This window comes from Mitsuaria sp. 7, assembly GCF_001653795.1.
Classification (GTDB): Bacteria; Pseudomonadota; Gammaproteobacteria; order Burkholderiales; family Burkholderiaceae_C; genus Roseateles.
Genome location: NZ_CP011514.1, coordinates 744998 through 766049 on the forward strand (window position 1 = coordinate 744998; position 21052 = coordinate 766049).

At 67.6% G+C, this 21052-nt stretch carries 22 protein-coding genes; 6 read left to right on the top strand and 16 right to left on the bottom strand.

Features of this window, described 5'->3' with window-relative positions; translation table 11 throughout:
- Position 1: 1 nt before the first annotated feature.
- A complete protein-coding gene (locus ABE85_RS03305) occupies positions 2-967 on the bottom strand; it encodes a DMT family transporter (protein ID WP_082938276.1) in 966 nt (321 codons plus the stop codon).
- Between the two features lie 37 nt (positions 968-1004).
- Between ABE85_RS03305 and ABE85_RS03310 the strand changes: the two genes are divergently transcribed.
- The 3 genes from ABE85_RS03310 to ABE85_RS03320 are packed head-to-tail and all read left to right on the top strand — an operon-like array spanning position 1005 to position 2469.
- On the top strand, positions 1005-1448 hold the full coding sequence (locus tag ABE85_RS03310; RefSeq protein ID WP_067270017.1) for a DUF3052 family protein: 444 nt from the start codon (positions 1005-1007) through the stop codon (positions 1446-1448).
- Entirely contained in the window at positions 1445-1945 is a 501-nt protein-coding gene (locus tag ABE85_RS03315; RefSeq protein WP_067270018.1) for a hypothetical protein, read from the top strand. Before ABE85_RS03310 ends, ABE85_RS03315 begins: the two co-directional genes overlap by 4 nt.
- Positions 1942-2469 (top strand): hypothetical protein, encoded by a 528-nt coding sequence (locus tag ABE85_RS03320; protein ID WP_067270019.1) that lies wholly within the window; start codon positions 1942-1944, stop codon positions 2467-2469. Before ABE85_RS03315 ends, ABE85_RS03320 begins: the two co-directional genes overlap by 4 nt.
- On the opposite strand, the gene ABE85_RS03325 is transcribed toward ABE85_RS03320, so the two are convergent.
- Positions 2470-3789, bottom strand: a complete 1320-nt coding sequence (locus ABE85_RS03325) for an aspartate aminotransferase family protein (RefSeq protein ID WP_067270020.1) — start codon at positions 3787-3789, stop codon at positions 2470-2472.
- 176 nt (positions 3790-3965) lie between these two features.
- Between ABE85_RS03325 and ABE85_RS03330 the strand changes: the two genes are divergently transcribed.
- On the top strand, positions 3966-4439 hold the full coding sequence (locus ABE85_RS03330) for an Lrp/AsnC family transcriptional regulator (RefSeq protein WP_231993218.1): 474 nt from the start codon (positions 3966-3968) through the stop codon (positions 4437-4439).
- Between the two features lie 75 nt (positions 4440-4514).
- On the opposite strand, the gene ABE85_RS03335 is transcribed toward ABE85_RS03330, so the two are convergent.
- Positions 4515-5408, bottom strand: coding sequence for a DMT family transporter (locus ABE85_RS03335; RefSeq protein ID WP_067270022.1), 894 nt, complete (start codon positions 5406-5408; stop codon positions 4515-4517).
- A gap of 109 nt (positions 5409-5517) precedes the next feature.
- Positions 5518-6303 carry a ferritin-like domain-containing protein gene (locus ABE85_RS03340; RefSeq protein ID WP_067270023.1) on the bottom strand — a complete coding sequence of 262 codons (786 nt, stop codon included), beginning with the start codon at positions 6301-6303 and terminating at the stop codon, positions 5518-5520.
- A gap of 29 nt (positions 6304-6332) precedes the next feature.
- Between ABE85_RS03340 and ABE85_RS03345 the strand changes: the two genes are divergently transcribed.
- Both ABE85_RS03345 and ABE85_RS03350 read left to right on the top strand, forming a co-directional pair.
- Positions 6333-6878 carry a gamma carbonic anhydrase family protein gene (locus ABE85_RS03345; RefSeq protein WP_067270024.1) on the top strand — a complete coding sequence of 182 codons (546 nt, stop codon included), beginning with the start codon at positions 6333-6335 and terminating at the stop codon, positions 6876-6878.
- 20 nt (positions 6879-6898) lie between these two features.
- Positions 6899-7879, top strand: a complete 981-nt coding sequence (locus ABE85_RS03350; protein ID WP_067270025.1) for an Hsp33 family molecular chaperone HslO — start codon at positions 6899-6901, stop codon at positions 7877-7879.
- Between the two features lie 104 nt (positions 7880-7983).
- Here the strand turns inward: ABE85_RS03350 and ABE85_RS03355 are convergent, their stop codons facing one another.
- The 12 genes from ABE85_RS03355 to ABE85_RS03410 form a co-directional block, all read right to left on the bottom strand.
- Positions 7984-9759 (bottom strand): bifunctional UDP-sugar hydrolase/5'-nucleotidase, encoded by a 1776-nt coding sequence (locus ABE85_RS03355; protein WP_082938277.1) that lies wholly within the window; start codon positions 9757-9759, stop codon positions 7984-7986.
- A 124-nt stretch (positions 9760-9883) separates the two neighbouring features.
- Positions 9884-10576 (bottom strand): AAA family ATPase, encoded by a 693-nt coding sequence (locus ABE85_RS03360; RefSeq protein ID WP_067281758.1) that lies wholly within the window; start codon positions 10574-10576, stop codon positions 9884-9886.
- Positions 10577-10578: 2 nt separating this feature from the next.
- Positions 10579-11223, bottom strand: coding sequence for a nicotinamide riboside transporter PnuC (gene pnuC, locus ABE85_RS03365; protein ID WP_231993219.1), 645 nt, complete (start codon positions 11221-11223; stop codon positions 10579-10581).
- A gap of 54 nt (positions 11224-11277) precedes the next feature.
- The gene (gene ftsB, locus ABE85_RS03370) at positions 11278-11547 is read right to left on the bottom strand and encodes a cell division protein FtsB (protein WP_067270026.1); all 270 of its coding nucleotides are present in this window, start codon (positions 11545-11547) and stop codon (positions 11278-11280) included.
- 108 nt (positions 11548-11655) lie between these two features.
- Positions 11656-12942 carry a phosphopyruvate hydratase gene (gene eno / locus ABE85_RS03375; protein ID WP_067270027.1) on the bottom strand — a complete coding sequence of 429 codons (1287 nt, stop codon included), beginning with the start codon at positions 12940-12942 and terminating at the stop codon, positions 11656-11658.
- Between the two features lie 189 nt (positions 12943-13131).
- Positions 13132-13419, bottom strand: a complete 288-nt coding sequence (locus tag ABE85_RS03380) for a DUF1330 domain-containing protein (RefSeq protein ID WP_067270028.1) — start codon at positions 13417-13419, stop codon at positions 13132-13134.
- Positions 13420-13470: 51 nt separating this feature from the next.
- A complete protein-coding gene (locus ABE85_RS03385) occupies positions 13471-15147 on the bottom strand; it encodes a CTP synthase (protein ID WP_067270029.1) in 1677 nt (558 codons plus the stop codon).
- A gap of 172 nt (positions 15148-15319) precedes the next feature.
- A complete protein-coding gene (locus ABE85_RS03390) occupies positions 15320-16144 on the bottom strand; it encodes an alpha/beta fold hydrolase (RefSeq protein ID WP_067270031.1) in 825 nt (274 codons plus the stop codon).
- A 30-nt stretch (positions 16145-16174) separates the two neighbouring features.
- On the bottom strand, positions 16175-18775 hold the full coding sequence (gene mutS, locus ABE85_RS03395) for a DNA mismatch repair protein MutS (protein ID WP_067270032.1): 2601 nt from the start codon (positions 18773-18775) through the stop codon (positions 16175-16177).
- Positions 18776-18885: 110 nt separating this feature from the next.
- Positions 18886-19218, bottom strand: a complete 333-nt coding sequence (locus ABE85_RS03400; RefSeq protein WP_157521896.1) for a hypothetical protein — start codon at positions 19216-19218, stop codon at positions 18886-18888.
- A gap of 86 nt (positions 19219-19304) precedes the next feature.
- Complete coding sequence (locus ABE85_RS03405; protein WP_067270034.1) at positions 19305-19775, bottom strand: Panacea domain-containing protein; 471 nt, start codon at positions 19773-19775, stop codon at positions 19305-19307.
- Between the two features lie 165 nt (positions 19776-19940).
- Complete coding sequence (locus ABE85_RS03410) at positions 19941-20918, bottom strand: inositol monophosphatase family protein (RefSeq protein ID WP_067270035.1); 978 nt, start codon at positions 20916-20918, stop codon at positions 19941-19943.
- Positions 20919-21052: the final 134 nt, after the last annotated feature.

Sequence of the window (21052 nt, forward strand, 5' to 3'; positions counted from 1 at the left end):
GTCAGGGCGAGGCGCGACCGGGCCAGGTCGCCAGCACGACGCCGCCCAGCGCCAGCGCGTAGGCGAACAGCTGGGTGCCGCTCATCTGCTCGCCGAGCAGGAACAGGCCCACGAGGGCGGTCGAGATCGGCAGGAACACCATGAAGACCCCGGCCTTGGCGGCGCTGACGTACTGCAGGCCCTTCATCCAGAGCCAGACCGTGACGGTGCTGGCGGCGATGGCATAGAAGAGCAGCAGCCCCCAGTCCTTGACCGCGACGGTGCCGAAGTCGAAATCCATGGCCTGCCAGAGTCCCAGCGGCGTGACGAGGACCAGGCCCCAGAGGTTGATCAGCGCGCTGATGCGACGCGGCGCCAGGTCGGCGGTGAGGCGCTTGCCGATGACGACATAGCTGGCCTCGCAACACATGGCCCCCACCAGCAGCAGCGCGCCCCAGGCGGAGGTGTCGCCGAGGTGCTCACCGCCGCCATGGCGATCGAGCGCCACCATCACGATGCCGCCGACCGCCATGGCGATGCCGAACAGCGTTCTCGGCGCGATGCGTTCGCGCAGGAAGAGCCAGCTCATCAGCGCGACCGTCGCCGGGATGCCGGCCATGATCACGCCGGCCACGACGGCCGAGCTGTGCTTCATCCCGAACAGCAGGCAGATCGAGAACAGGAAGTTCCCGAAGAAGGATTCGAGGAAGAGCAGGAAGCGCGTGCGGCCGGTGAGCGGCTTCTCGGTGGGGCCGCGCCTGAGCCACGGCAGCATGAACACGGCGGCCATGCCGAAGCGCAGGAAGGCCAGCAGGAAGACCGGGAACACGACGACCAGCAGCTTGGACAGCCCGACATAGCTGCCGATCACGCTGGTGCTGGCGGCGAGGCTGAGATAGGAGAGCCACGGGACGTGATGCGCCGCGGCGGTGTGCAGACCGGCACCGGTGGGGGCGGGGGACTTCGGCTCGGTTGTGGCGCTGGACATGGTGGGTGATGATGCCCGACGCAAGGAGGGATCAGACATGGCGACAGGGGTGGGAGCGACGACGGCGGGCTCCTCGGGAACGCCCCTCGCACGCAAGCTCGGGATCCAGGCGGGAAGCACGCTGTGGACGCTGGGTGCGCCCGAGGACTACGACGACTGGCTCGCGCCCATGCCCGAGGGCGTCACGCGCGTGAAGCAGCCGTCGGCGACAGTCGACGTCGCCCATGTGTTCCTCGTCGAGCGGCAGGACCTCGCGCATCAGCTGAAGGCCTTGCGCGGCAAGCTGCGCGACGATGCGGCGCTGTGGATCTCGTGGCCGAAGAAGGCCTCGAAGGTCCCGACCACGATCACCGAGGACGTCATCCGCGAGGAGTGTCTGCCGCTGGGCTGGGTCGACGTGAAGGTCTGCGCCGTCAGCGAGGTGTGGTCGGGGCTCAAGCTGGTAGTCCGCAAGGAATTGAGACAAGGGACAGGCACATGAGTTGGACGAATGCATTTGCCGGGGCCGTTGTGGCGCTCGGGCTCGGCGTGTCTGCCGCGGCGCAGGCCTGCAGTTGCATCAGGCCGGACGCGGCGACGATCTTCCGGGAGGCCGACAGCATCGTGATCGCCCGCGTGAAGGCTGTTCACTACCAGCCTGCCTGGATCGGCGAAGCGAGGGTGGTGGGCGACATCGAGGTCCTGGACACGCTGAAGACCACGACGGGAACGCCGATCACACGCATCTGGACCGAGCCGGAGACTCCGGCGTGTGGCCTGCCTCTGCAGGCAGGACTGGTGTATCTGCTGGTGCCCACCGGTGTGGACGGAGATCAGGTCGATCACTGCTGGAGCTGGGCGCTGGGTAGCGGGGACAAGCAAAGGGCTGCGGTGACGAAGGCGCTGTTTGCTCGTCGAAATGAAAGAGAACGGGCCCGCGCCCTTCGTGGAAAGGCAATCGCCGGGGCCGTGGCGGCATCCGGAGGAGCGTCGCGATGAGCGCGCTGTCATGGAGAGCGTTGAGCCTGTCGATGGTTGTCGCGCTGTACGCGCCGTGTGCCGCGCAGGCCTGTTCCTGCGAAATGCCGATCGCGACCCCCTTTTTCAACGACCACGAGCGGATCGTCGTGGCGCGCGTCAAACGGGTGGTGGTGGAGCCGTCGCAGTACGGTGCCGAGCGGCATTTCGCCGCCGTCGAGGTGTTGGAGACGATCCGTTCGACCACGGGGGAATCGCTCACCCGCGTTCATACGCCAGGCGCTGAATCGATGTGCGGACTCCGTCTGGTCGTCGGGCGCGACTATCTGATGTCGCCGATCCCAGGCACCAATGGCGGCGTCACCATGTGCAGCAGCTATGCGATGAGGAACGAGTACGGCTTCGAGGAAAACCTGGTCGCCGACTTGCGACGCCTCCGCGACGAGCGGCGGGAAGGCGTGCCGGTAGGTGTCCGCATCCTTGTCCCGAAGGCATCGGCTGCGTCGACAACGTCATCGAACCAGGCCGTGACGCCGCCCCGCTGATCACTTCAAGCGCCGCAGCGCCATGCGGATCGCATCGATCATCCGATCCAGGTGTTCACGTTCAGCGATCAGCGGCGGCGACAGCGCCAGGATGTCGCCCGTGGTCCGGATCAGCACGCCCTGCTGCCAGCAGTCGAGGAAGGTCTCGAACGCGCGTTTGGTCGGCTCGCCCGCGCGCGGCGCGAGCTCGACGCCGCCGACCAGCCCGAGGTTGCGCACGTCGATGACGTTGGGCTCGCCGCGCAGCGAATGCAGCTGTTCGGCGAAGTAGCCCTGCAGCTCCGACGCGCGCGTCAGCAGGCCGTCCTCCGCGTAGGTGTCCAGCGTCGCGAGGCCCGCCGCGCAGGCCAGCGGATGCGCCGAGTAGGTGTACCCGTGGAAGAACTCGATCAGGTGCTCCGGCCCGGTCATGAAGGTGTCGTGGACGCGCTGCTGGGCGAACACCGCGCCCATCGGCACGCAGCCGTTGGTCAGGCCCTTGGCCACCGTCATCAGGTCCGGCGTCACGCCGAAGGTCTGCGCCGCGAAGGGGCTGCCGGTGCGGCCGAAGCCGGTGATGACCTCGTCGAAGATCAGCAGGATGCCGTGCCTGTCGCAGATCTCGCGCAGGCGCTGCAGGTAGCCCTGCGGCGGGATCAGCACGCCGGCCGAGCCGGCCACCGGCTCCACGATCACCGCGGCGATCGTCGACGCGTCGTGCAGCGCGACCATTCTTTCGAGGTCGTCAGCCAGTTCGGCGCCGTGCGGCGGCAGGCCGACGCTGAAGGCGTTGCGCGCGATGTCGTGCGTGTGGCGCAGATGATCGACGCCCGCCAGCAGCGAGCCGAACATCTTGCGGTTCGCGACCATGCCGCCCACCGACATGCCGCCGAAGTTGACGCCGTGATAGCCGCGCTCGCGACCGATGAGGCGCGTACGCTGGCCTTCGCCGCGGACGCGGTGGTAGGCGAGCGCGATCTTCAGCGCCGTCTCCACCGACTCCGATCCGGAGTTGGTGAAAAACACCTTGTTCATGCCCTCGGGCGCGATCTCCGCAAGCCGCGACGCGAGCTCGAAGGCCTTCGGATGCCCCATCTGGAAGGGCGGCGCGAAGTCGAGCTCCGCCGCCTGCTCCTGGATCGCCTTCACGATGCGCGGCCGGTTGTGGCCCGCGTTCACGCACCACAGGCCCGCGACGCCGTCCAGGATCTGGCGTCCCTGGTCGTCGGTGAAGAACATGCCGTCGGCGCGCGTCAGCAGGCGCGGCGCCTGCTTGAACTGGCGGTTCGCCGTGAACGGCATCCAGTAGGCGTCGAGGTCGGGGCGGGTGGGGGTGGACATGAGGGCTCCCGGAGCGCGCTCGGCGCGCGTGATCAATGGGTTCAACGATGGGCTCAGCGATGAACCCAGTCTAGGCAAGCCCGCGCGCAATCGGTGAGCGTTCCGGCGGCGGGAAAACCCGCACCGGCGCAATCCAGTGCGGCTTGAAGTTGAATTCCTCGAACACAATGCCGTCCATGATCAAGGAAGTGCAACTGGATGCGATCGACCGCGCGATCCTCGCGGTCTTGCAGCACGACGCGCGCATCTCGAACCAGGACCTCGCGCAGCAGGTCCATCTGTCGCCGTCGGCGTGTCTGCGGCGGGTGAAGCGGCTGGAGGATTCCGGCGTGATCGACCGTGTCGTCGCGCTGCTCAATCCGAAGGCGATCGGCAAGCCCGGCACCAGCTGGACCATCGTCAACGTCGAGCGCATGACGCCCACCGCGCTGGCCGAGTTCGAGCAGGCGGTGAAGGACGCGCCCGACATCCTCGACTGCTTCTACGTCGCCGGCAGCAACGACTACCTGCTGCGCTTCGCCTACAAGGACGCCGAGGACCTCGAACGCCTCCACACCCATGTGCTCATGCAGTTGCCGGGCGTGGCGAAGGCGAACTCGATGCTGGTGCTGCGCACCGTCAAGAAGACCAGCGCATTTCCCTTGGAATGAGCGTTGGATTGAGTGTCGGCTTCAGCGTTGGATCCAGCGCTGCGGCGAGCGCTGATCGGGGCTGGCTGCGGAGGGTCAGGCCGTGCGCGGCCGCAGCACGCGCAGCATCGGCAGCAGCTGGATCAGCAGCATCGCGCCGAGGATCAGCGCGCAGCCCAGCAGCCCGGCGCTGTTGAGGCGGTCGCCCATCATCAGGTAGCCGAAGACGGCGGCGAACAGCGTCTCGGACGACAGGATGATCGCCGCGTCCGCCGCATGTGCGTAGCGCTGCGCGACGACCTGGCCGGTGAAGGCCACGCCCACGGACAGCACGCCGGTGTAGAGCAGGGGCCAGGCGGCGGCCTCGATGCCGGCCCAGCTCCACGATTCGAAGCCCAGCGCCCACGCCAGCGAGACGGCGCCGCAGAACAGGAACTGCCCGCCCGCCACGGTGAACGGCGAGTTCATGCGGTCCGCGACCACGCCGACCAGCAGCACATGCACGGCCCAGGGCAGCGAGGAGGCGATGACCCAGGCGTCGCCTGCGCCGATGTTCAGCTCATGCGCGCCCGACAGCAGGAAGGCGCCGACCAGGCAGGCCAGCGCGCCCGGCCACACCGACCAGTGCGGCAGATGGCGCAGCACCAGCCAGCCCAGCAGTGGCACCAGTGGCACGTACAGCGCGGTCAGGAAACCGGCGTTGGTCACCGACGTGTACTGGATGCCGATCTGCTGAAGCGCCGCGCCCGTGGTGAGCAGCGCGCCCAGGCCCATGATCTTCAGCGCGTCGCTGCCGCGCAGCGTCGTCGCGCCCGGCGCGCGCCGCTCGCGCACGATCAGCGGCAGCACGACCAGCGCGCCGATCAGGAACCGGATGCCGGTGAACATCATCGGGCCCATGCTCTCCATCCCGTGGGCCTGGGCGACGAAGGCCGAGCCCCAGATCATCGCGATGAGGGTCAGCAGCAGATTGGCTTGGATGCGGGTCATGGGCAGGGAGTGTCGGGGATCTCGAGGCCCGCGCCGGATGGCACGGGCGGGTCAGCCTTCTTCGGCTGGCAGGGGAGGCTTGCGGGAGCGTTGTCGAGGGGCTCGACGTTCAACTGCTCAGGTAGGCGATCTCTTCATCGCTGAAGCCGGCGGCGCTGCGCGCTTCGACGTTGAACGGCGGACGCAGCCGCGGCGCCTCGTAGCGCTCGACGAGCTCGGGATAGAGCGTGAGTGGATCCAGCCCGCGCTCGCGGCACAGATGGCGGTACCAGTGATTGCCGATGCGGACATGGCCGACCTCGTCGCGCAGGATCACGTCCAGGATCTCCACCGCGCGCGCGTCGCCGGCCTTGGCGAACTTCGCCTGCAGCGGCGGCGTCGCATCCAGCCCGCGCGCCTCCAGCGTGCGCGGCACCAGCGCCATGCGCGCCAGCACGTCGCCCGCGGTGCGCATCGCCATCGTCCACAGGCCGTCGTGCGCGTCGAAGTCGCCGTAGGACTTTCCGAGGCTGCGCAGATGCTCATTGAGGAGCGTGAAGTGCAACGCCTCCTCGGACGCGACCTGCAGCCAGTCGAGATAGTAGGCGCGTGGCATGCCGGGGAAGCGCCAGACCGCGTCCAGCGCCAGGTTGATCGCATTGAACTCGATGTGCGCGATCGCGTGGATCAACGCCGCGCGGCCTTCCGGCGTGAACGGCGAGCGCGAGCCCACCTGCAACGCCGCGAGCAGCCGCGGCCGCTCCGGGCGGCCGGGTGGTTCGGTGTCGGGGGTGAGGAGGGCGGCGATGTCGAGCTCGGCGGCATCGGCCGCACCGTGCAGCTCCCGGGCCGCGAGCGCCTTGGCCTGCGGATCCGCGATCAGAAGCACCTGCAGCGCGCGGGTTCGAAGTTCCATTCGTAGAATTATCCCTTTTGGAGAACCGCATGGCCGTCTACCGCCTCGGCGAACACACGCCGGAACTCGGCACCGGCGTCTGGGTCGCCGACAGCGCGCAGGTCGTCGGCCGCGTCACGCTCGGGGACGAGGTCAGCGTCTGGTTCAACGCCGTCCTGCGCGGCGACAGCGAGCACCTCACCATCGGCGCCGGCAGCAACATCCAGGACGGCAGCGTGCTGCACGCCGACGCCGGCATGCCGCTGGTCCTCGGCCGCAACGTCACCGTCGGGCACCAGGTCATGCTGCACGGCTGCACCGTCGGCGACAACGCGCTGATCGGCATCGGCGCGGTCGTGCTCAACGGCGCGCGCATCGGCGCCAACTGTCTCGTCGGCGCCGGCGCCCTCGTCACCGAGGGCAAGGAATTCCCCGACGGCAGCCTCATCGTCGGCTCGCCCGCCCGCGTCGTGCGTCCGCTCACGCCGGAGCAGATCCAGGGCCTGGCGATGAGCGCCGCCCATTACGTCAAGAACGGCCAGCGTTACGCCGAGGAACTCGTCCGCATTGACGATCCGCAATCCGTCCCCAGATAACTCGAATTCAAAGGAACCTCATGGCTACGTCGATCAAGCCCGCTCCGAGCGAGCTCCACAAATTCCTCTTCGAAGGCCTGCCCGTGCGCGGCATGCTGGTCCGGCTCGACGACAGCTGGAAGGAACTGCTTGGCCGCCGCAAGGAGCCGCTGGCGCCGGCGGTGCGCGACCTGCTCGGCCAGATGACCGCGGCCGGCGTGCTGATGCAGGCCAACATCAAGTTCAACGGCGCGCTGATCTTCCAGGTGATGGGCGACGGGCCGCTGAAGCTGGCGGTCGTCGAGGTGCAGCCGGACGCGAGCTTCCGTTCGACCGCCAAGACGCGCGAGACGGTGGTCGACGATGCGACCCTGCAGCAGATGCTCAACGTGCACGGCCAGGGCCGCGTCGCGATCACGCTCGATCCGAAGGACCGCCTGCCAGGTCAGCAGCCGTATCAAGGCGTCGTGCCGCTGAGCGGCCCGCAGGGGCAGCCGCTGGAGAAGCTCAGCGACGTGCTGCAGCACTACATGCGCCAGTCCGAGCAGCTCGAGACCACGCTGGTGCTGGCTGCCAACGACCAGCTCGCCGCCGGCCTGCTGATCCAGCGTCTGCCGATCGAGGGCGAGGGCAACCTCGAGCCGGGCGCGAGCTCGGGCGTCGAGCGCGAGGAGATGGAAGACGCCTACAACCGCATCAGCATGCTGGCCGCGACCTTGACGGCGGAAGAGCTGCTGACGCTGGACAGCGACACGATCCTGCGCCGCCTGTTCTGGGAAGAGAACGTCCGCCGTTTCGATCCGCAGTACCCGCGCTTCGCCTGCACCTGCTCGCGCGAGCGCGTGGGCCGCATGCTGCTGGGCCTGGGCAGACAGGAAGTGGACGAGATCCTGGCGGAGCTGGGCGGTGTCGAGATCGGCTGCGAGTTCTGCGGCAACCACTATGTCTTCGACCCGGTGGATGTCGGCGAACTCTTCACCGACCCGCAGTACCAGGCCCCCGGCTCGAAGAACGTCCAGTAGCAGGAACCGGGGTCAGCGAGCGCTCGTGGGGCCGGAGTGATGCTGGGGGTTCGCGGACGCGATGCCCCCTGCGTCGCGGAGAGCCCGCGCTTGGCTTTCCGACGTCAGGGCGTATCCACGCGCACAGCCCGATCCAGCGCCGTGGGCTTCACGCGCTGGGTCCCGTGGGCCTTGAAGTAGGCTTCCAGCGCCTCCACGTCCATCGGCCCGGTCTGCACCAGCCGTGCGGTGGTGAAGGTCTTGAAGCTGTCTCCGCCGACCTGCAGGAAGTTGTTGATGGTGACGCGGAGCTTCTGGTCCGGCGTGATCGCCTTGCCGTTCAGCGTCATGCTCCCGGGCACCACGCGCGAGCCGAACGGACGGCGCTTGTCCCAGCGGTAGCTGAAGCCTTGCGAGGTCTGCAGCGCCAGGAATTTCTTCGGGTCGTTGGCCCACCATTGCTCTTCGAGCACGGCTTGCAGCTGCGAGCCGGTCATCTCGACCACCACCAGCGCGTTCGAGAACGGCAGCGCCGCGAAGAGGTCGCCGAAGGTGACCGTGTTGTCCGCGCGGTGGATGAGCCCGGTGCGGACGCCGCCGTTGTTCTGGAACGCGATCTGCGCGCCGCCGTTCTCCGGTGCGCGCGTCGCGGCCAGCATCGCGTCGGCCACGAGCTGGCCCATGGTCGAGCCGCCGCCTTCGTTCTTGTCGTCGCCTTCCTTGCTCAGCGCCTGCGCCAGGAAACCGACCTGGCGCTCGATCAACGGTTGAGCGACGTGCTGGTAGCTGCTGATCAGCAGCGTCTGGCGCGGGTCCTTCGCCGTCTCCGGGCGGACCACGACGTTGTTGGCACGGGCTTCGGTCATGGTGCCGGTGGCGCGGTCCAGGGTCAGGTCGATCTCCGTGACCAGCGTGCCGTACTTGTCGCCGCTGGTGACCAGGCGGCCGTCGATGCGGCAGTTGTAGGCGCGGTGCGTGTGGCCGGAGACGATCAGGCCGACGCGCTTGTCGAGCTGCTTGACGATGTCCACGATCGGGCCGGAGATTTCCGGGCAGTCGTTGATACCGCCGCTCGGGTAGCCGCCTTCGTGGATCATCACGACGAAGGCATGCACGCCCTGGCGTTCGAGCTCGGGCACCAGGCGGTTGATCGTCTGCGCCTCGTCGTCGAAGCGCAGGCCGCGGATGCCGGTCGGGCTCACCAGTTCCGGCGTGCCCTTCAGCGACAGGCCGATGAAGCCCACCGGCACGCCGTCGAAACGCTTGATCGCATAGGCCGGCAGCACGGACTGGCCGGTCTTCTCGTCGATGGTGCTGGCGGCGAGGTACTGGTACTTCGCGCCCTTGAATTCGGTGGGACCCTTGCAGCCGTCCTTCGGATGGCAGCCGCCGCGCTGCTTGCGCAGCAGTTCCTCGATGCCCTGGTCGAACTCGTGGTTGCCGACCGAGGAGAGGTCCAGCCCCATCATGCCCAGCGACTCGATGGTCGACTCGTCATGGAAGAGCGCCGACAGCAGCGGACTCGCGCCGACCAGGTCGCCCGCGGCCACGAACACGTGGTTGGGATTCTTCGCCTTGATCTGCGCAACCACCGTCGCCATCCGCTCGGCGCCGCCGGCGTCCAGCGTGATCGTCTTGTCCGGGTTCTGCGGATCGGGCAGCTTGATGCCGCCGGCCGGCGGGAGCAGGTTGCCGTGGAAGTCGTTGATCGCCAGGACCTTGACCGAGACCGAACCGGTGGTCGGCTTCGCGCTCTTGGCAGCGGCAGGCGACGCCTCCAGCGAGGGCGGCCGCGGCGCCTGCGGGCCGGAGGAACTCAGCGATCCGCAGGCGGCGAGCAGGGCCGCGCTCAGCAGCAGCGACAGGGCGCCCAGCGGGCGGCGGACGGAAGGACGGTTCATCGGGGGAGGCTCCAGGAACGCCGTGAATCTCTGAAATCGCGAAACTTCAGCCCTCCGCAAATGTTTGCGGCGGCGAAGCGGCGGATTGTGCCTCGGCTATATGGCGGGTCCGTGAGCGCTGCGTTCAGGCGCGCGGCAGGCGATCGGTGCCACGGAGGGCGGTGCGGCTGGCGTGCTCGCAGGCCGGGTCGTCGCAGAGTTCGCAGCCTTGCCAGCGGCCATCGCCGCCCAGGCTTTCCTCGCGCTGGAGCAGGCGGCCGAAGAGGCCGTCCTCGCGTCCCAGATGGGGTCTCAGCAGTGGGCCCAGCGCGTTGAGCGCCTGTTGCAGGCGCTCCGGGCCGGCGCCCGACACCAGGCTGTAGCCGAGGCCCGCATCACGCAGCGCGCGGCGCAGCAATCGATCTGTCGGCTGCTGGGCGTGAGGACCGTCGCGCATGTCGTCGGCGATCCAGGGCAGGTCCAGCGCCATCAGCAGCGTGGCGTCCATGCGGGCCTGGACCTGCAGCGCGAACGGGTAAAGGCTGGTGTCGTCGAAGAGCTGCTCGCTGTAGACGGCGGTCATCAGCGGCGTCGTGTCGTGCAGGACGAGGTCGTGATCCGCGGCGGCCGCTTCGGCGCGGCGCCATTGCTCCTCGGCGATCGCGCGTTGCTCGTCGGGGCGGGGCGTGCGCTGCTCGCGCTCGCACCACTCGCGCAGATACTCGCCGACCAGCGCGCAACGCAGCCGCGTCTGGGCGCTCAGGTGCTCCAGCAGCGCGACGCCGAGGCGGCTCTTGCCGGTGCTCTCGGCGCCGACGAGGGCAATGTGCAAGGGCATGGTCAGGCGGCGATGGCCGCCGGTCGCAGCTGCCGCTGCCACGCGCGCCAGCCCGCCACCGACATCGGCACGAACACCGCGTACAGCACGACCGTCAGCCAGTAGCCCTTGAGCGCGAACAAGCCGATGCTCACCAGATTGACCATCACCCAGACGGGCCAGTTCTCCTGGTATTTGCGGCCAAGCAGCCACTGTCCGGTGATGCTCGCCACCGTGGGGAGGGCATCCCAATAGGGGAGGGGGGAATCGGTGCGGTGCTGCAGGAACAGCCCCAGCAGCGGCCAGGCCGCCAGCGTGAACAGCACGGCGGTGACACGGCCCTTCGGCCCCAGCGTGCGCACGTGCAAGGTGTCGCCGTCCGCGGTGCGGCCGCGCATCCACTGCCACCAGCCCCACAGCGCGAGTGCGGCGAACAGCAGCTGCAGCGAGGCTTCGCCGTAGAGCTTGCCGCTCCAGAACAGCAGGAAGTAGAGCAGCGAACTGGTCAGCGCCAGCGGCCATGCCATCACCTGCACGCGCATGTTGCACACGACCATCCAGATCGCGAGCGCGAAGGCGACGAGTTCCAGCCAGCTGATCGGGCTGCCGAGGGCATGGAAGGCGGGCGAGAGCGCCCAGGCGAGCACGGCATCCATCGGCGAGAGCATGCGGGAATTGCGGGGAGGAGTTCGGAAGAGCGATTGTCGCGTGGTCCCGGCGTCTCAGCGACGCAGCGGCACGAAGACCTCGTCCGGCTTGACCATGCCCAGTTCCATGCGGGCCTTCTCCTCGACCATCTCGAGGCCTTCACGCAGGTCGAGCAGTTCGGCCTGCAGCTGCGTGTTGCGCGCGCGGGCCTTCTCGTTGGCCTCGGCCTGCTCGCGCAGTTCGGCGCGCAGCTGGACGCCGCGGGCCAGGCCGCCCTTGCCGAACCAGAGCTGGGCCTGGATGGCGACGAGGAACGCGGTGAGGACGATGGCCAGGGCTTTCACAGGCCGCGAGTTTAGCTGCAACGAAAAAGGGCAGGCCCACGGGCCTGCCCTTCGAACGCGGGGAGCGCCCGCTCTGCGGACGTTCCCGTCGTCGGTCGACGCGGAGGATCAGCGCAGGTTGTAGAACGCCGCGCGGCCCGGGTACACGGCCACGTCGCCCAGGTCTTCCTCGATGCGCAGCAGCTGGTTGTACTTGGCCATGCGGTCCGAGCGCGACAGCGAGCCCGTCTTGATCTGCCCGGCGTTCAGGCCGACGGCGATGTCGGAGATGGTCGAGTCCTCGGTCTCGCCCGAGCGGTGCGAGATCACGGCCGTGTAGCCGGCGCGCTTGGCCATCTCGATGGCGGCGAAGGTCTCGGTCAGCGTGCCGATCTGGTTGATCTTGATCAGGATCGAATTGGCGATGCCCTTGTCGATGCCTTCCTTCAGGATCTTGGTGTTGGTGACGAACAGGTCGTCGCCCACCAGCTGCACCTTCTCGCCCAGCTTCTCGGTGATGTGCTTCCAGCCGTCCCAGTCGCCTTCGGCCATGCCGTCCTCGATCGAGATGATGGGGTACTTGTCGACCCAGGTGGCCAGCATGTCGGTCCACTGCTCGGCCGTCAGCTGGATGCCGCCTTCGCCTTCCAGCACGTACTTGCCGTCCTTGTAGAACTCGCTGGCGGCGCAGTCCAGGCCCAGGGCGATCTGCTCGCCGGCGGTGTAGCCGGCCTTGTCGATCGCTTCCAGGATCATCTGGATCGCGGCTTCGTGGTTCTCGACGTTGGGGGCGAAGCCGCCTTCGTCGCCGACGGCGGTCGACATGCCCTTGGCGTCGATGATCTTCTTCAGCGCATGGAAGACTTCCGCGCCCCAGCGCAGCGCCTCGCGGAACGACGGCGCGCCCACGGGGATGATCATCAGCTCCTGCAGGTCGATGGAGTTGTTGGCGTGCGCGCCGCCGTTGATGACGTTCATCATCGGCACCGGCAGCTGGTTGCCGCTCATGCCGCCGAAGTAGCGGTACAGCGGCAGGCCCGATTCTTCCGCGGCGGCACGCGCCACGGCCATCGAGACGGCCAGCATCGCGTTCGCGCCCAGGCGGCTCTTGTTCTCGGTGCCGTCCAGGTCGATCAGGGTCTTGTCCAGGAATGCCTGCTCGGAGGCGTCCAGGCCCAGCACGGCTTCCGAGATCTCGGTGTTGATGTGCTCGACGGCCTTCAGCACGCCCTTGCCCAGGTAACGCGACTTGTCGCCGTCACGCAGCTCGATGGCTTCACGCGAGCCGGTCGACGCGCCCGACGGCACGGCGGCGCGGCCCATCACGCCGGACTCCAGCAGGACGTCGCATTCCACGGTGGGGTTGCCGCGGCTGTCGAGGATCTCTCGGCCGACGATGTCAACGATGGCGCTCATGGGAACAGTCTCCAGAAGTGAAAAAACTCGGTCGGCGCGCATGGTGCCAGCAACGGGTTACCTTGGCTGAACAACCTGCGTCCGGAAAGAGGGACGACAAAAATGAGGACGGAAAAAAACCACCGGGCCGCATGCCGTCCGTCTGGACAGGCTTGCGGCGCGATGGCTCGTGTCGGGCATGCGGGGGAATCAGACGCCGTCGACCACGATCATGCGCATGACGCCGGCGTTCTCGCGCAGCGATTTGGCATGCTGGTAGGTCTCCGAGGCGTAGAAGGCCTTGGCCGCCGCGCGGTCGGGGAACTTCAGCACCACCAGGCGGTTGGGCGTCCAGGGGCCTTCCAGCACCTCGAACGCGCCGCCGCGGACCAGCACCTCCGCGCCGTGTTCCTGCATCGCCTTCGTGCTCCATTCGCGGTACTTGGCCATCTGGTCGGCATCGGTCACGGTCACGTCGGCAATGATGAAGGCGGGCATGGGCGGTGTCTCTGATCGTTGGTGTCTGAAGTCGTCCCGGATCCCGAGGGCTCAGGCCGCCGCGGGCGCGCTGACCTCGTGGCCGGCCTTGGCCTTGTGCTCCAGCGCGGCCTTGATGAACGCGATGAACAGCGGGTGGCCGTCCCACGGGGTCGACTTGAACTCCGGATGGAACTGCACGCCCATGTACCAGGGGTGCACGGTGCGCGGCAACTCGACGATCTCGGTCAGCTTCTCGCGCTGCGTGATCGCCGAGATCACCAGGCCGGCGTCCTGCAGCTGGTCCAGGTACTGCTCGTTGGCTTCGTAGCGGTGGCGGTGACGCTCGTTCACGACCGGGCCGTAGATCTCGTAGGCCAGCGTGCCCGGCTTGACGTCGGAGCTCTGCGCGCCCAGGCGCATCGTGCCGCCGAGGTCGGACTGGGCCGTGCGCTTCTGGATAGAGCCGTCCGCGTCCTGCCACTCGTCGATCAGCGCGATCACCTTGTGCGGGGCGTCGGGTTCGAACTCGGTCGAGTTCGCGCCGTCCAGGTGGGCCTTGTGGCGCGCGTATTCGATGGTCGCGACCTGCATGCCCAGGCAGATGCCCAGGTAGGGCGTCCTGTGCTCGCGGGCGTACTGGGCGGCGAGGATCTTGCCCTCGACGCCGCGCTTGCCGAAGCCGCCCGGCACCAGGATCGCGTCGTACTTGTCCAGCTGCTTCGAGTGTTCCGCGTCCAGCGTCTCCGAGTCCACATACTCGATGTTGACGCGGGCGTGGTTGTGGATGCCGGCGTGGCGCAGCGCCTCGTTCAGCGACTTGTAGCTGTCCGACAGGTCGGTGTACTTGCCGCACATCGCGATGGTGACTTCGGTCTTCGGGTTCTCGACCTCGTTGACCAGCGTGTCCCAGCGCTTCAGGTCCGCGGACTTGGTGTTGAGCTGCAGCTTGGTGCAGATCATCTGGTCCAGGCCCTGCTCGTGCAGCATGCGCGGGACCTTGTAGATCGTGTTCACGTCCCACATCGAGATCACGCCGTACTCGGGCACGTTCGTGAACAGCGAGATCTTCTCGCGCTCGTCGTCCGGGATGCGGCGGTCGGCGCGGCACAGCAGCGCGTCGGGCTGGATGCCGATCTCGCGCAGCTTCTGCACCGTGTGCTGCGTGGGCTTGGTCTTGAGTTCGCCGGCGGCGGCGATCCAGGGCACGTAGGTCAGGTGCACGAACGCGACGTTGTTCGGACCGGACTTCAGGCTCATCTGACGCGCGGCTTCCAGGAAGGGCAGCGACTCGATGTCGCCGACCGTGCCGCCGATCTCGACGATCGCCACGTCCACGCCGTCCGGCGTGCCGTGACCGGCGCCGCGACGGATGAAGTCCTGCATCTCGTTCGTGATGTGCGGGATGACCTGGACGGTCTTGCCGAGGTAGTCGCCACGGCGCTCCTTCTCCAGCACCGACATGTAGATCTGTCCGGTGGTGAAGTTGTTGCTCTTCTTCATCCGCGTGGTGATGAAGCGCTCGTAATGGCCCAGGTCCAGGTCGGTCTCGGCACCGTCGTCCGTCACGAACACCTCACCGTGCTGGAACGGCGACATCGTGCCCGGATCCACGTTGATGTAGGGATCCAGCTTGATCAGGGTGACTTTGAGGCCGCGGGACTCAAGAAGGGCCGCGAGAGAGGCTGATGCGATGCCCTTGCCGAGAGAGGACACGACACCGCCGGTGACGAAGACGTACTTGGTCATTGTCTTGCAGCGCCGGTTTTCCGAGCGGAGAACCGAAAACGCCGTGGTGGTAAAGCGCGATTATAGACCCACCCCCTACCGGCTTCGCCGGCCCCCTCAAGGGGGCGAGCCCGGTGGCTTGGCGGAGCCAACCCACGGGCTCCGCTTGATATGTCGGCCCTCACGGGCCTCCTCATTCGGCCGTCTTCGCCTTGATCGAATCCATCAGTTCGAGCACCAGCTCGGCGGTGTCGTCGGGTCTTTCGAAGGGGTAGAGGTGGGTGCCCTCGAACCAGCGGAACAGGTCCTTCGCGAGTGCCTTGGAGCCGGCGGCATTGGCCTGGCGGAGTTCCTCGGACTGCGTGCCCGCGATGAAGGCCACCGGGCACTTCGGCGCGTGGTTCTTCAGGATGCGCGGCAGGTTGTGCGGCAGCGTGTTGTAGATGCGGGTCTCGATCTCGCGTGTGAAGCCCAGGCGCACCTGACCGTCCTCGTGCGCGTCGAAGCCGCTGGCGATGTAGTCCTTCAACACGCGGGGATCCCAGCGTGCGAACTTGTTCTTGGCCGCGAAGTGCGCGTGCGCCTCGTCGAGGCTGGGCCACTCGTAGCGGCGCTGGTGCGAGACCTTGCCCGGCGAGACGCGCTTGATCAGTCCGGCGGACTTCACCACCTGCAGGCTGTGCGCGCGCCAGCCGTCGATCACCGGGGAGTCCAGCATCACCAGCCCGGAAGCCAGTGCCGGTTTCCGGCAGGCGACCAGCAGCGACAGCAGCCCGCCGAGCGAGTGGCCGATCAGCATCACCGGCGCGGTCGGCTTGACCTCGTCCTGGATGAAGTGGAGCAGCTCGTCGCGCAGGTGCGGCCAGTTGGTGGTCACCGGATACCGCGGGTCGTGGCCGATGCGCGGCAGCGCATGCACGGTCCAGCCCGCGTCGCGCCAGCGGTCGAAGAGCACCCGGTAGCACCCCGCGGGAAACCCGTTGGCGTGCGAGAAGACGATGGTCCTGGCGGCGTCCATGGGGTCAGGTCTGGCGTGGCGGCGGAGGGCTCACTGCCGGCTGGCGGCCAGCAACTTCAGCTGGTACAGCGCCGCGTGGGCCTCGCGCGGACTCAGGGCGTCGGGGTCGATGTCCCGCAACGCGTCGAGCAGCTCGGACGGCTCCTCGGCCACGGCGCCGGGCGCGGGCTCCGGCGGCGGGGCGAACAGGTCGATCTGCGTCTCGCCTTCGGTGGCGCGGGCTTCGAGCGCCTCCAGCGCCGCGCGGGCCTGGCGCACGACCGGACCCGGCATGCCGGCCAGACGCGCGACCTGCACGCCGTAGCTGCGGCTCGCGGGGCCGGGCTGGATCTCGTGCAGGAAGACGATGTCCTCGCCGCTCTCGACCGCCGACACATGCATGTTGACCGCCTGCGGGTGCTTGGCGGGGAACTCGGTCAGCTCGAAGTAGTGCGTCGCGAACAGCGTGAACGCGCGGCACTTGTCATGCAGGTGGGTGGCGATCGCGCCGGCCAGCGCGAGGCCGTCGAAGGTCGAAGTGCCGCGGCCGATCTCGTCCATCAGCACCAGCGACTGTTCGGTCGCGCTGTGCAGGATGGCGGCGCCTTCGGTCATCTCCAGCATGAAGGTGGACTGCGCGTTCGCGAGGTCGTCCGCCGCGCCGATCCGCGTGTGGATCGCGTCGATCGGGCCGAGCCGACACGCCGACGCCGGCACATAGGCGCCGATCGCCGCCAGCAGCGCGATCAGCGCGACCTGGCGCATGAAGGTGCTCTTGCCGCCCATGTTGGGGCCTGTGATGACCATCAGCTTGGTGCGGGCGTCGAGCCGGCAGTCGTTGGCCATGAACTCGCCGGCGCCGGTTTCGCGCAGCCGCGCCTCGACCACCGGATGGCGGCCGCCCTGGATGTCGATGCAGGGATGCGGGACGAACTCGGGACGGCACCAGTTCAGCGTCGCCGCGCGTTCCGCCAACGCGGCCAGCACGTCCAGCGAGGCGAGCGAGCGCGCCAGGCGGCTCAGCGCCGGCATCTCCTCGGTGAGCTGGTCGATGACCAGATCGAAGAGCATCTTCTCGCGGGCCAGCGCGCGCTCGTTCGCGGACAGCGACTTGTCCTCGAAGGCCTTGAGCTCGGGGGTGATGAAACGCTCGGCGTTCGTCAGCGTCTGCCGGCGCGTGTAGTCGGCGGGAATCTTGCCGAGGCCGCTGTTGGTGACCTCGATATGGAAGCCGTGCACCTTGTTGAACTTGACCCGCAGGTTGTTGATGCCGGTGCGCGCGCGCTCGCGGACCTCCATCGCGAGCAGGAACTGGTCGCAGTCGGTCTGCACGGCGCGCAGGTCGTCGAGTTCCTCGTCGAAGCCCTTGGCGATCACGCCGCCTTCGCGGATCAGCGCCTGCGGTTCTTCCGCGATCGCGCGGGTCAGCAGCTCGGCGATGTGCGGCGATGCGCGCAGGCCTTCGGACAGCTGGTCGAGCAGCGCTGCGCCGCCCGGGACCGTCTGTGCGAGTTCGGGCAGGATCAGCAGCGTCGCGCGCAGTCCGGCGAGTTCGCGCGGACGCACTTGGCGCAGCGCGATGCGAGCGGTGATGCGCTCGACATCGGAGACCTGCCGGAACGCCTCGCGCAGCGGCTCGAAACCGGTGCTCACCAGCTCGGCGATCGCGCCCTGACGCTCGCGGGCGACGGTGCGATCCCGCTCCGGATGCAGCAGCCAGGAACGCAGGGCGCGGCTGCCCATGCCGGTGCGGCAGGTGTCCAGCAGCGACAGCAGCGTCGGCGAGGTCTCGCCGCGCAGCGTCTGCGTCAATTCCAGGTTGCGTTGCGTGGCCGGCGGCAGGTCCAGCAGGTCGGACGCGCGCAGCACGCGCAGGCTCTTCACATGCTTGAGCGCGCGAGTGCCCTGCGTGCTCTCGGCATAGGACAGCAGGCAGGACGCGGCCGCATGGGCGACGGGCAGGTCCTGCGCGTTGAGGCCCTGCAGGTTGACGACGCCCAGCTGTTCGCAGAGCTTGCGGTTGCCCAGGTTGGCATCGAACTGCCAGCTCTGGCGGTTCGTGATCGGCAGCTTGGCGGCCAGCACGGCCTGAGGATGCTTCTCGCGGTCGACCAGGACCTCGGCCGGCGACAAACGGGCGAGCCACGAGGCGAGGTCGCGCTCGCCGCATTGCGCCAGCCCGACCTGACCCTGCGTCATCGAGAGCCAGGCCAGACCGAAGGTCTTGCCCTGCGTCGCGATGGACAGGAGGACCGAGTCCTGCTTGTCGGCGAGCAGTTCCGCATCGATCACGGTGCCCGGCGTGGCGACCCGCGTCACCTTGCGCTCGACGGGGCCCTTGGTGGCGCCCACTTCACCGGTCTGTTCGGCGATTGCCACGGACTCGCCGAGCTTGATCAGCTTGCCGAGATAGGACTCCAGCGAATGCACCGGCACGCCGGCCATGACCACCGGCTCGCCACCGCTCTGGCCGCGGGTCGTCAGCGTGACGTCTAGCAGTGCGTTCGCCTTGCGCGCGTCGTCGAAGAAGACCTCGTAGAAGTCCCCCATCCGGTAGAAAAGCAGCGTGTCCGGATGCTCGGCCTTGAGGCCGAAATACTGCTGCATCATCGGCGTGTGGTGGCTGAAATCGGCGGAGACGGCGCTGGTCATCGGAAGCGGCGGGAGTGGGAAATGGACAACGCCCTCGGGCTGAGGGCGCTGGGGTGGCGGATTGGAGGACGAGTGTAGGGCATGGCCGTTCATGATCGGGCGCTCCGGGTTCATTGGTAGAGGCGGTGCTCGGGATCGAGCCAGACGATGTAGAAGACTTCGTCGACCAGGATGCCGTGGACGCGACCGTGCTTGTTGGCGCTGAGTTGGAATTGCCAGGCTTCGAGTCGCCTCCAATCCGCTGTCAGATGAACGTATCCGGCTGGCTCCGTTGTCGCCCCCCAGTCATGGCGGTGGGCCCGGAGCGACTTGTCCTTCGCGGTGCGGAATTCTGCGGGCCGCAAGGTGGACATGGCCTGAAGTCGCAGTAGCAATTGGCGGAAGTAGGCAGACGCATCAGGCATGTCACTCCACTCGAACTTTCGACTCGACTGCAGATGCATGAATGAAAACCTCAACAGGTGATCCGGCAATCCGAGTGCAGCGTGTTGTCGCGTGGCCGTCCCTGGAAGGGCGTGTTTCCTGGCGGTCATGCAGCCTCCGGGCGAGCGGCTTCGGCTTGAAAGAACCTCTTCATCGACTCGTGTGAGATCTCCTCGGTGCAGCCCGGTTCATGCCTGGAGAAGTCCTTGCGTGCCTCGTTCCATGGGGCTTCGTACCTCGTCCGCATGTGCAAGGAATATCCGGTGTCGACGCCGTAAAGGTCGATGATCTCGTCCACGTGTTTCTGGAGGCGCTCACCCAGATCCTTGGGCTGGGCGATGCGTTCGGTGATCGGGCAATGCCAGTGGTCTCCGTAGAGAGCGTCGATCTCTGGGCAGGAAGGGCCGTGCATCCATGCCTCAAAGCGTTCCTCAAAGGCGGGCTCGTCGAAGTTCGCGAGGTGCCACCCTTGAACGTAGTACAGCAGCTTGTGGAGCTTGGCCGTCGTGATGGGATCGCCGACTTCCTGGAAGGCAGCAAGGATGTATTCGGCGATCTTCTTGGCGGTGGAGGGCATGGCGTTCACCTCTCGGGTCGTTGTGCGAAATGCTTGCAGCCATGCTAGGTCTGCGCCGGCAGCTCGCGCTTCAACCGTTCGCGCCAAAAACGACAAAGCCCTCCAAGGGAGGGCTTCGTTGATCGGCGTCAAGAACGCCGCGGATCGTCGGGAATGCCGATGGAATCAGGCTTCCGCGCCGCCGTCGTTCTTCTTGATGCGCACCGGGGCGCGCTTCTTGGGCGCTTCGGTTCCCCCTTCGGTGGTGGCCGCCGCCTTCTTGCGGGGGGCTGCCTTCTCGGTCGGCTCTCCACCAGCCGCCGCTTCCGCATCGGCATCCAGCGCGTCCTGCGTGATCACGCGGGTGTAGGGCGCCAGGATCTGCACCAGCGGACCGTAGATGCGCGGCGTGCCGGCCACGATCTCGCGCTGGTGCAGGAAGTCCGGCTCGCCGGTGAAGTTGCCCACCAGGCCGCCCGCTTCCTGGATGATCAGCGAGCCCGCGGCCACGTCCCACGGGTGCAGGCCGGTCTCGAAGAAGCCGTCGTAATGGCCGGCGGCCACGTAGCACAGGTCCAGCGCGGCCGCGCCCGGACGGCGCACGCCGGCGACCTCGGTCATGACTTCCTCGAACATCTTCAGGTAGCGCTTGAAGTTGTCGCCGCGGCGGAACGGGAAGCCCGTGCCGATCAGCGCGTCGCTCATGCGGGTGCGCTTGCTCACGCGGATGCGCTTGTCGTTCAGGTAGGCGCCGCGGCCCTTGGTCGCGTAGAACAGGTCGTTGCGGGTCGGGTCGTAGACGACGGCCTGCTGCACGATGTTGCGGTGGGCCAGCGCGATGGACACGCAGTAGAACGGCAGGCCGTGGATGAAGTTGGTCGTGCCGTCCAGCGGGTCGATGATCCACTGGTACTCGGAGTGCTTGGCGCCGTATTCGCGGCCGGACTCTTCGGCCAGGATGCCGTGGTCGGGGTAGGCCTGCAGCAGCGTCTCGATGATCGCCTGCTCGGCGGCCTGGTCCACTTCGGTCACGAAGTCGTTGGGCGACTTGGTGTTGATCTTCAGGATGTCCAGGTCCATCGACGCGCGGTTGATGATCGCGCCGGCGGTACGCGCCGCCTTGATGGCGACGTTGAGCATGGGATGGTGAGCGGCTTGCGTCATGCGGGACGGTTCCTGTGGGAAGTGGACTGGCGAAAGGAAAGAGCGTGCACGCGGCCTTGGGACACTCGGGCCGAATTGAATCGGGAACGAGGCAGGGCCGGCGCGGATAATCGACCATTTTGACACAGACTCGT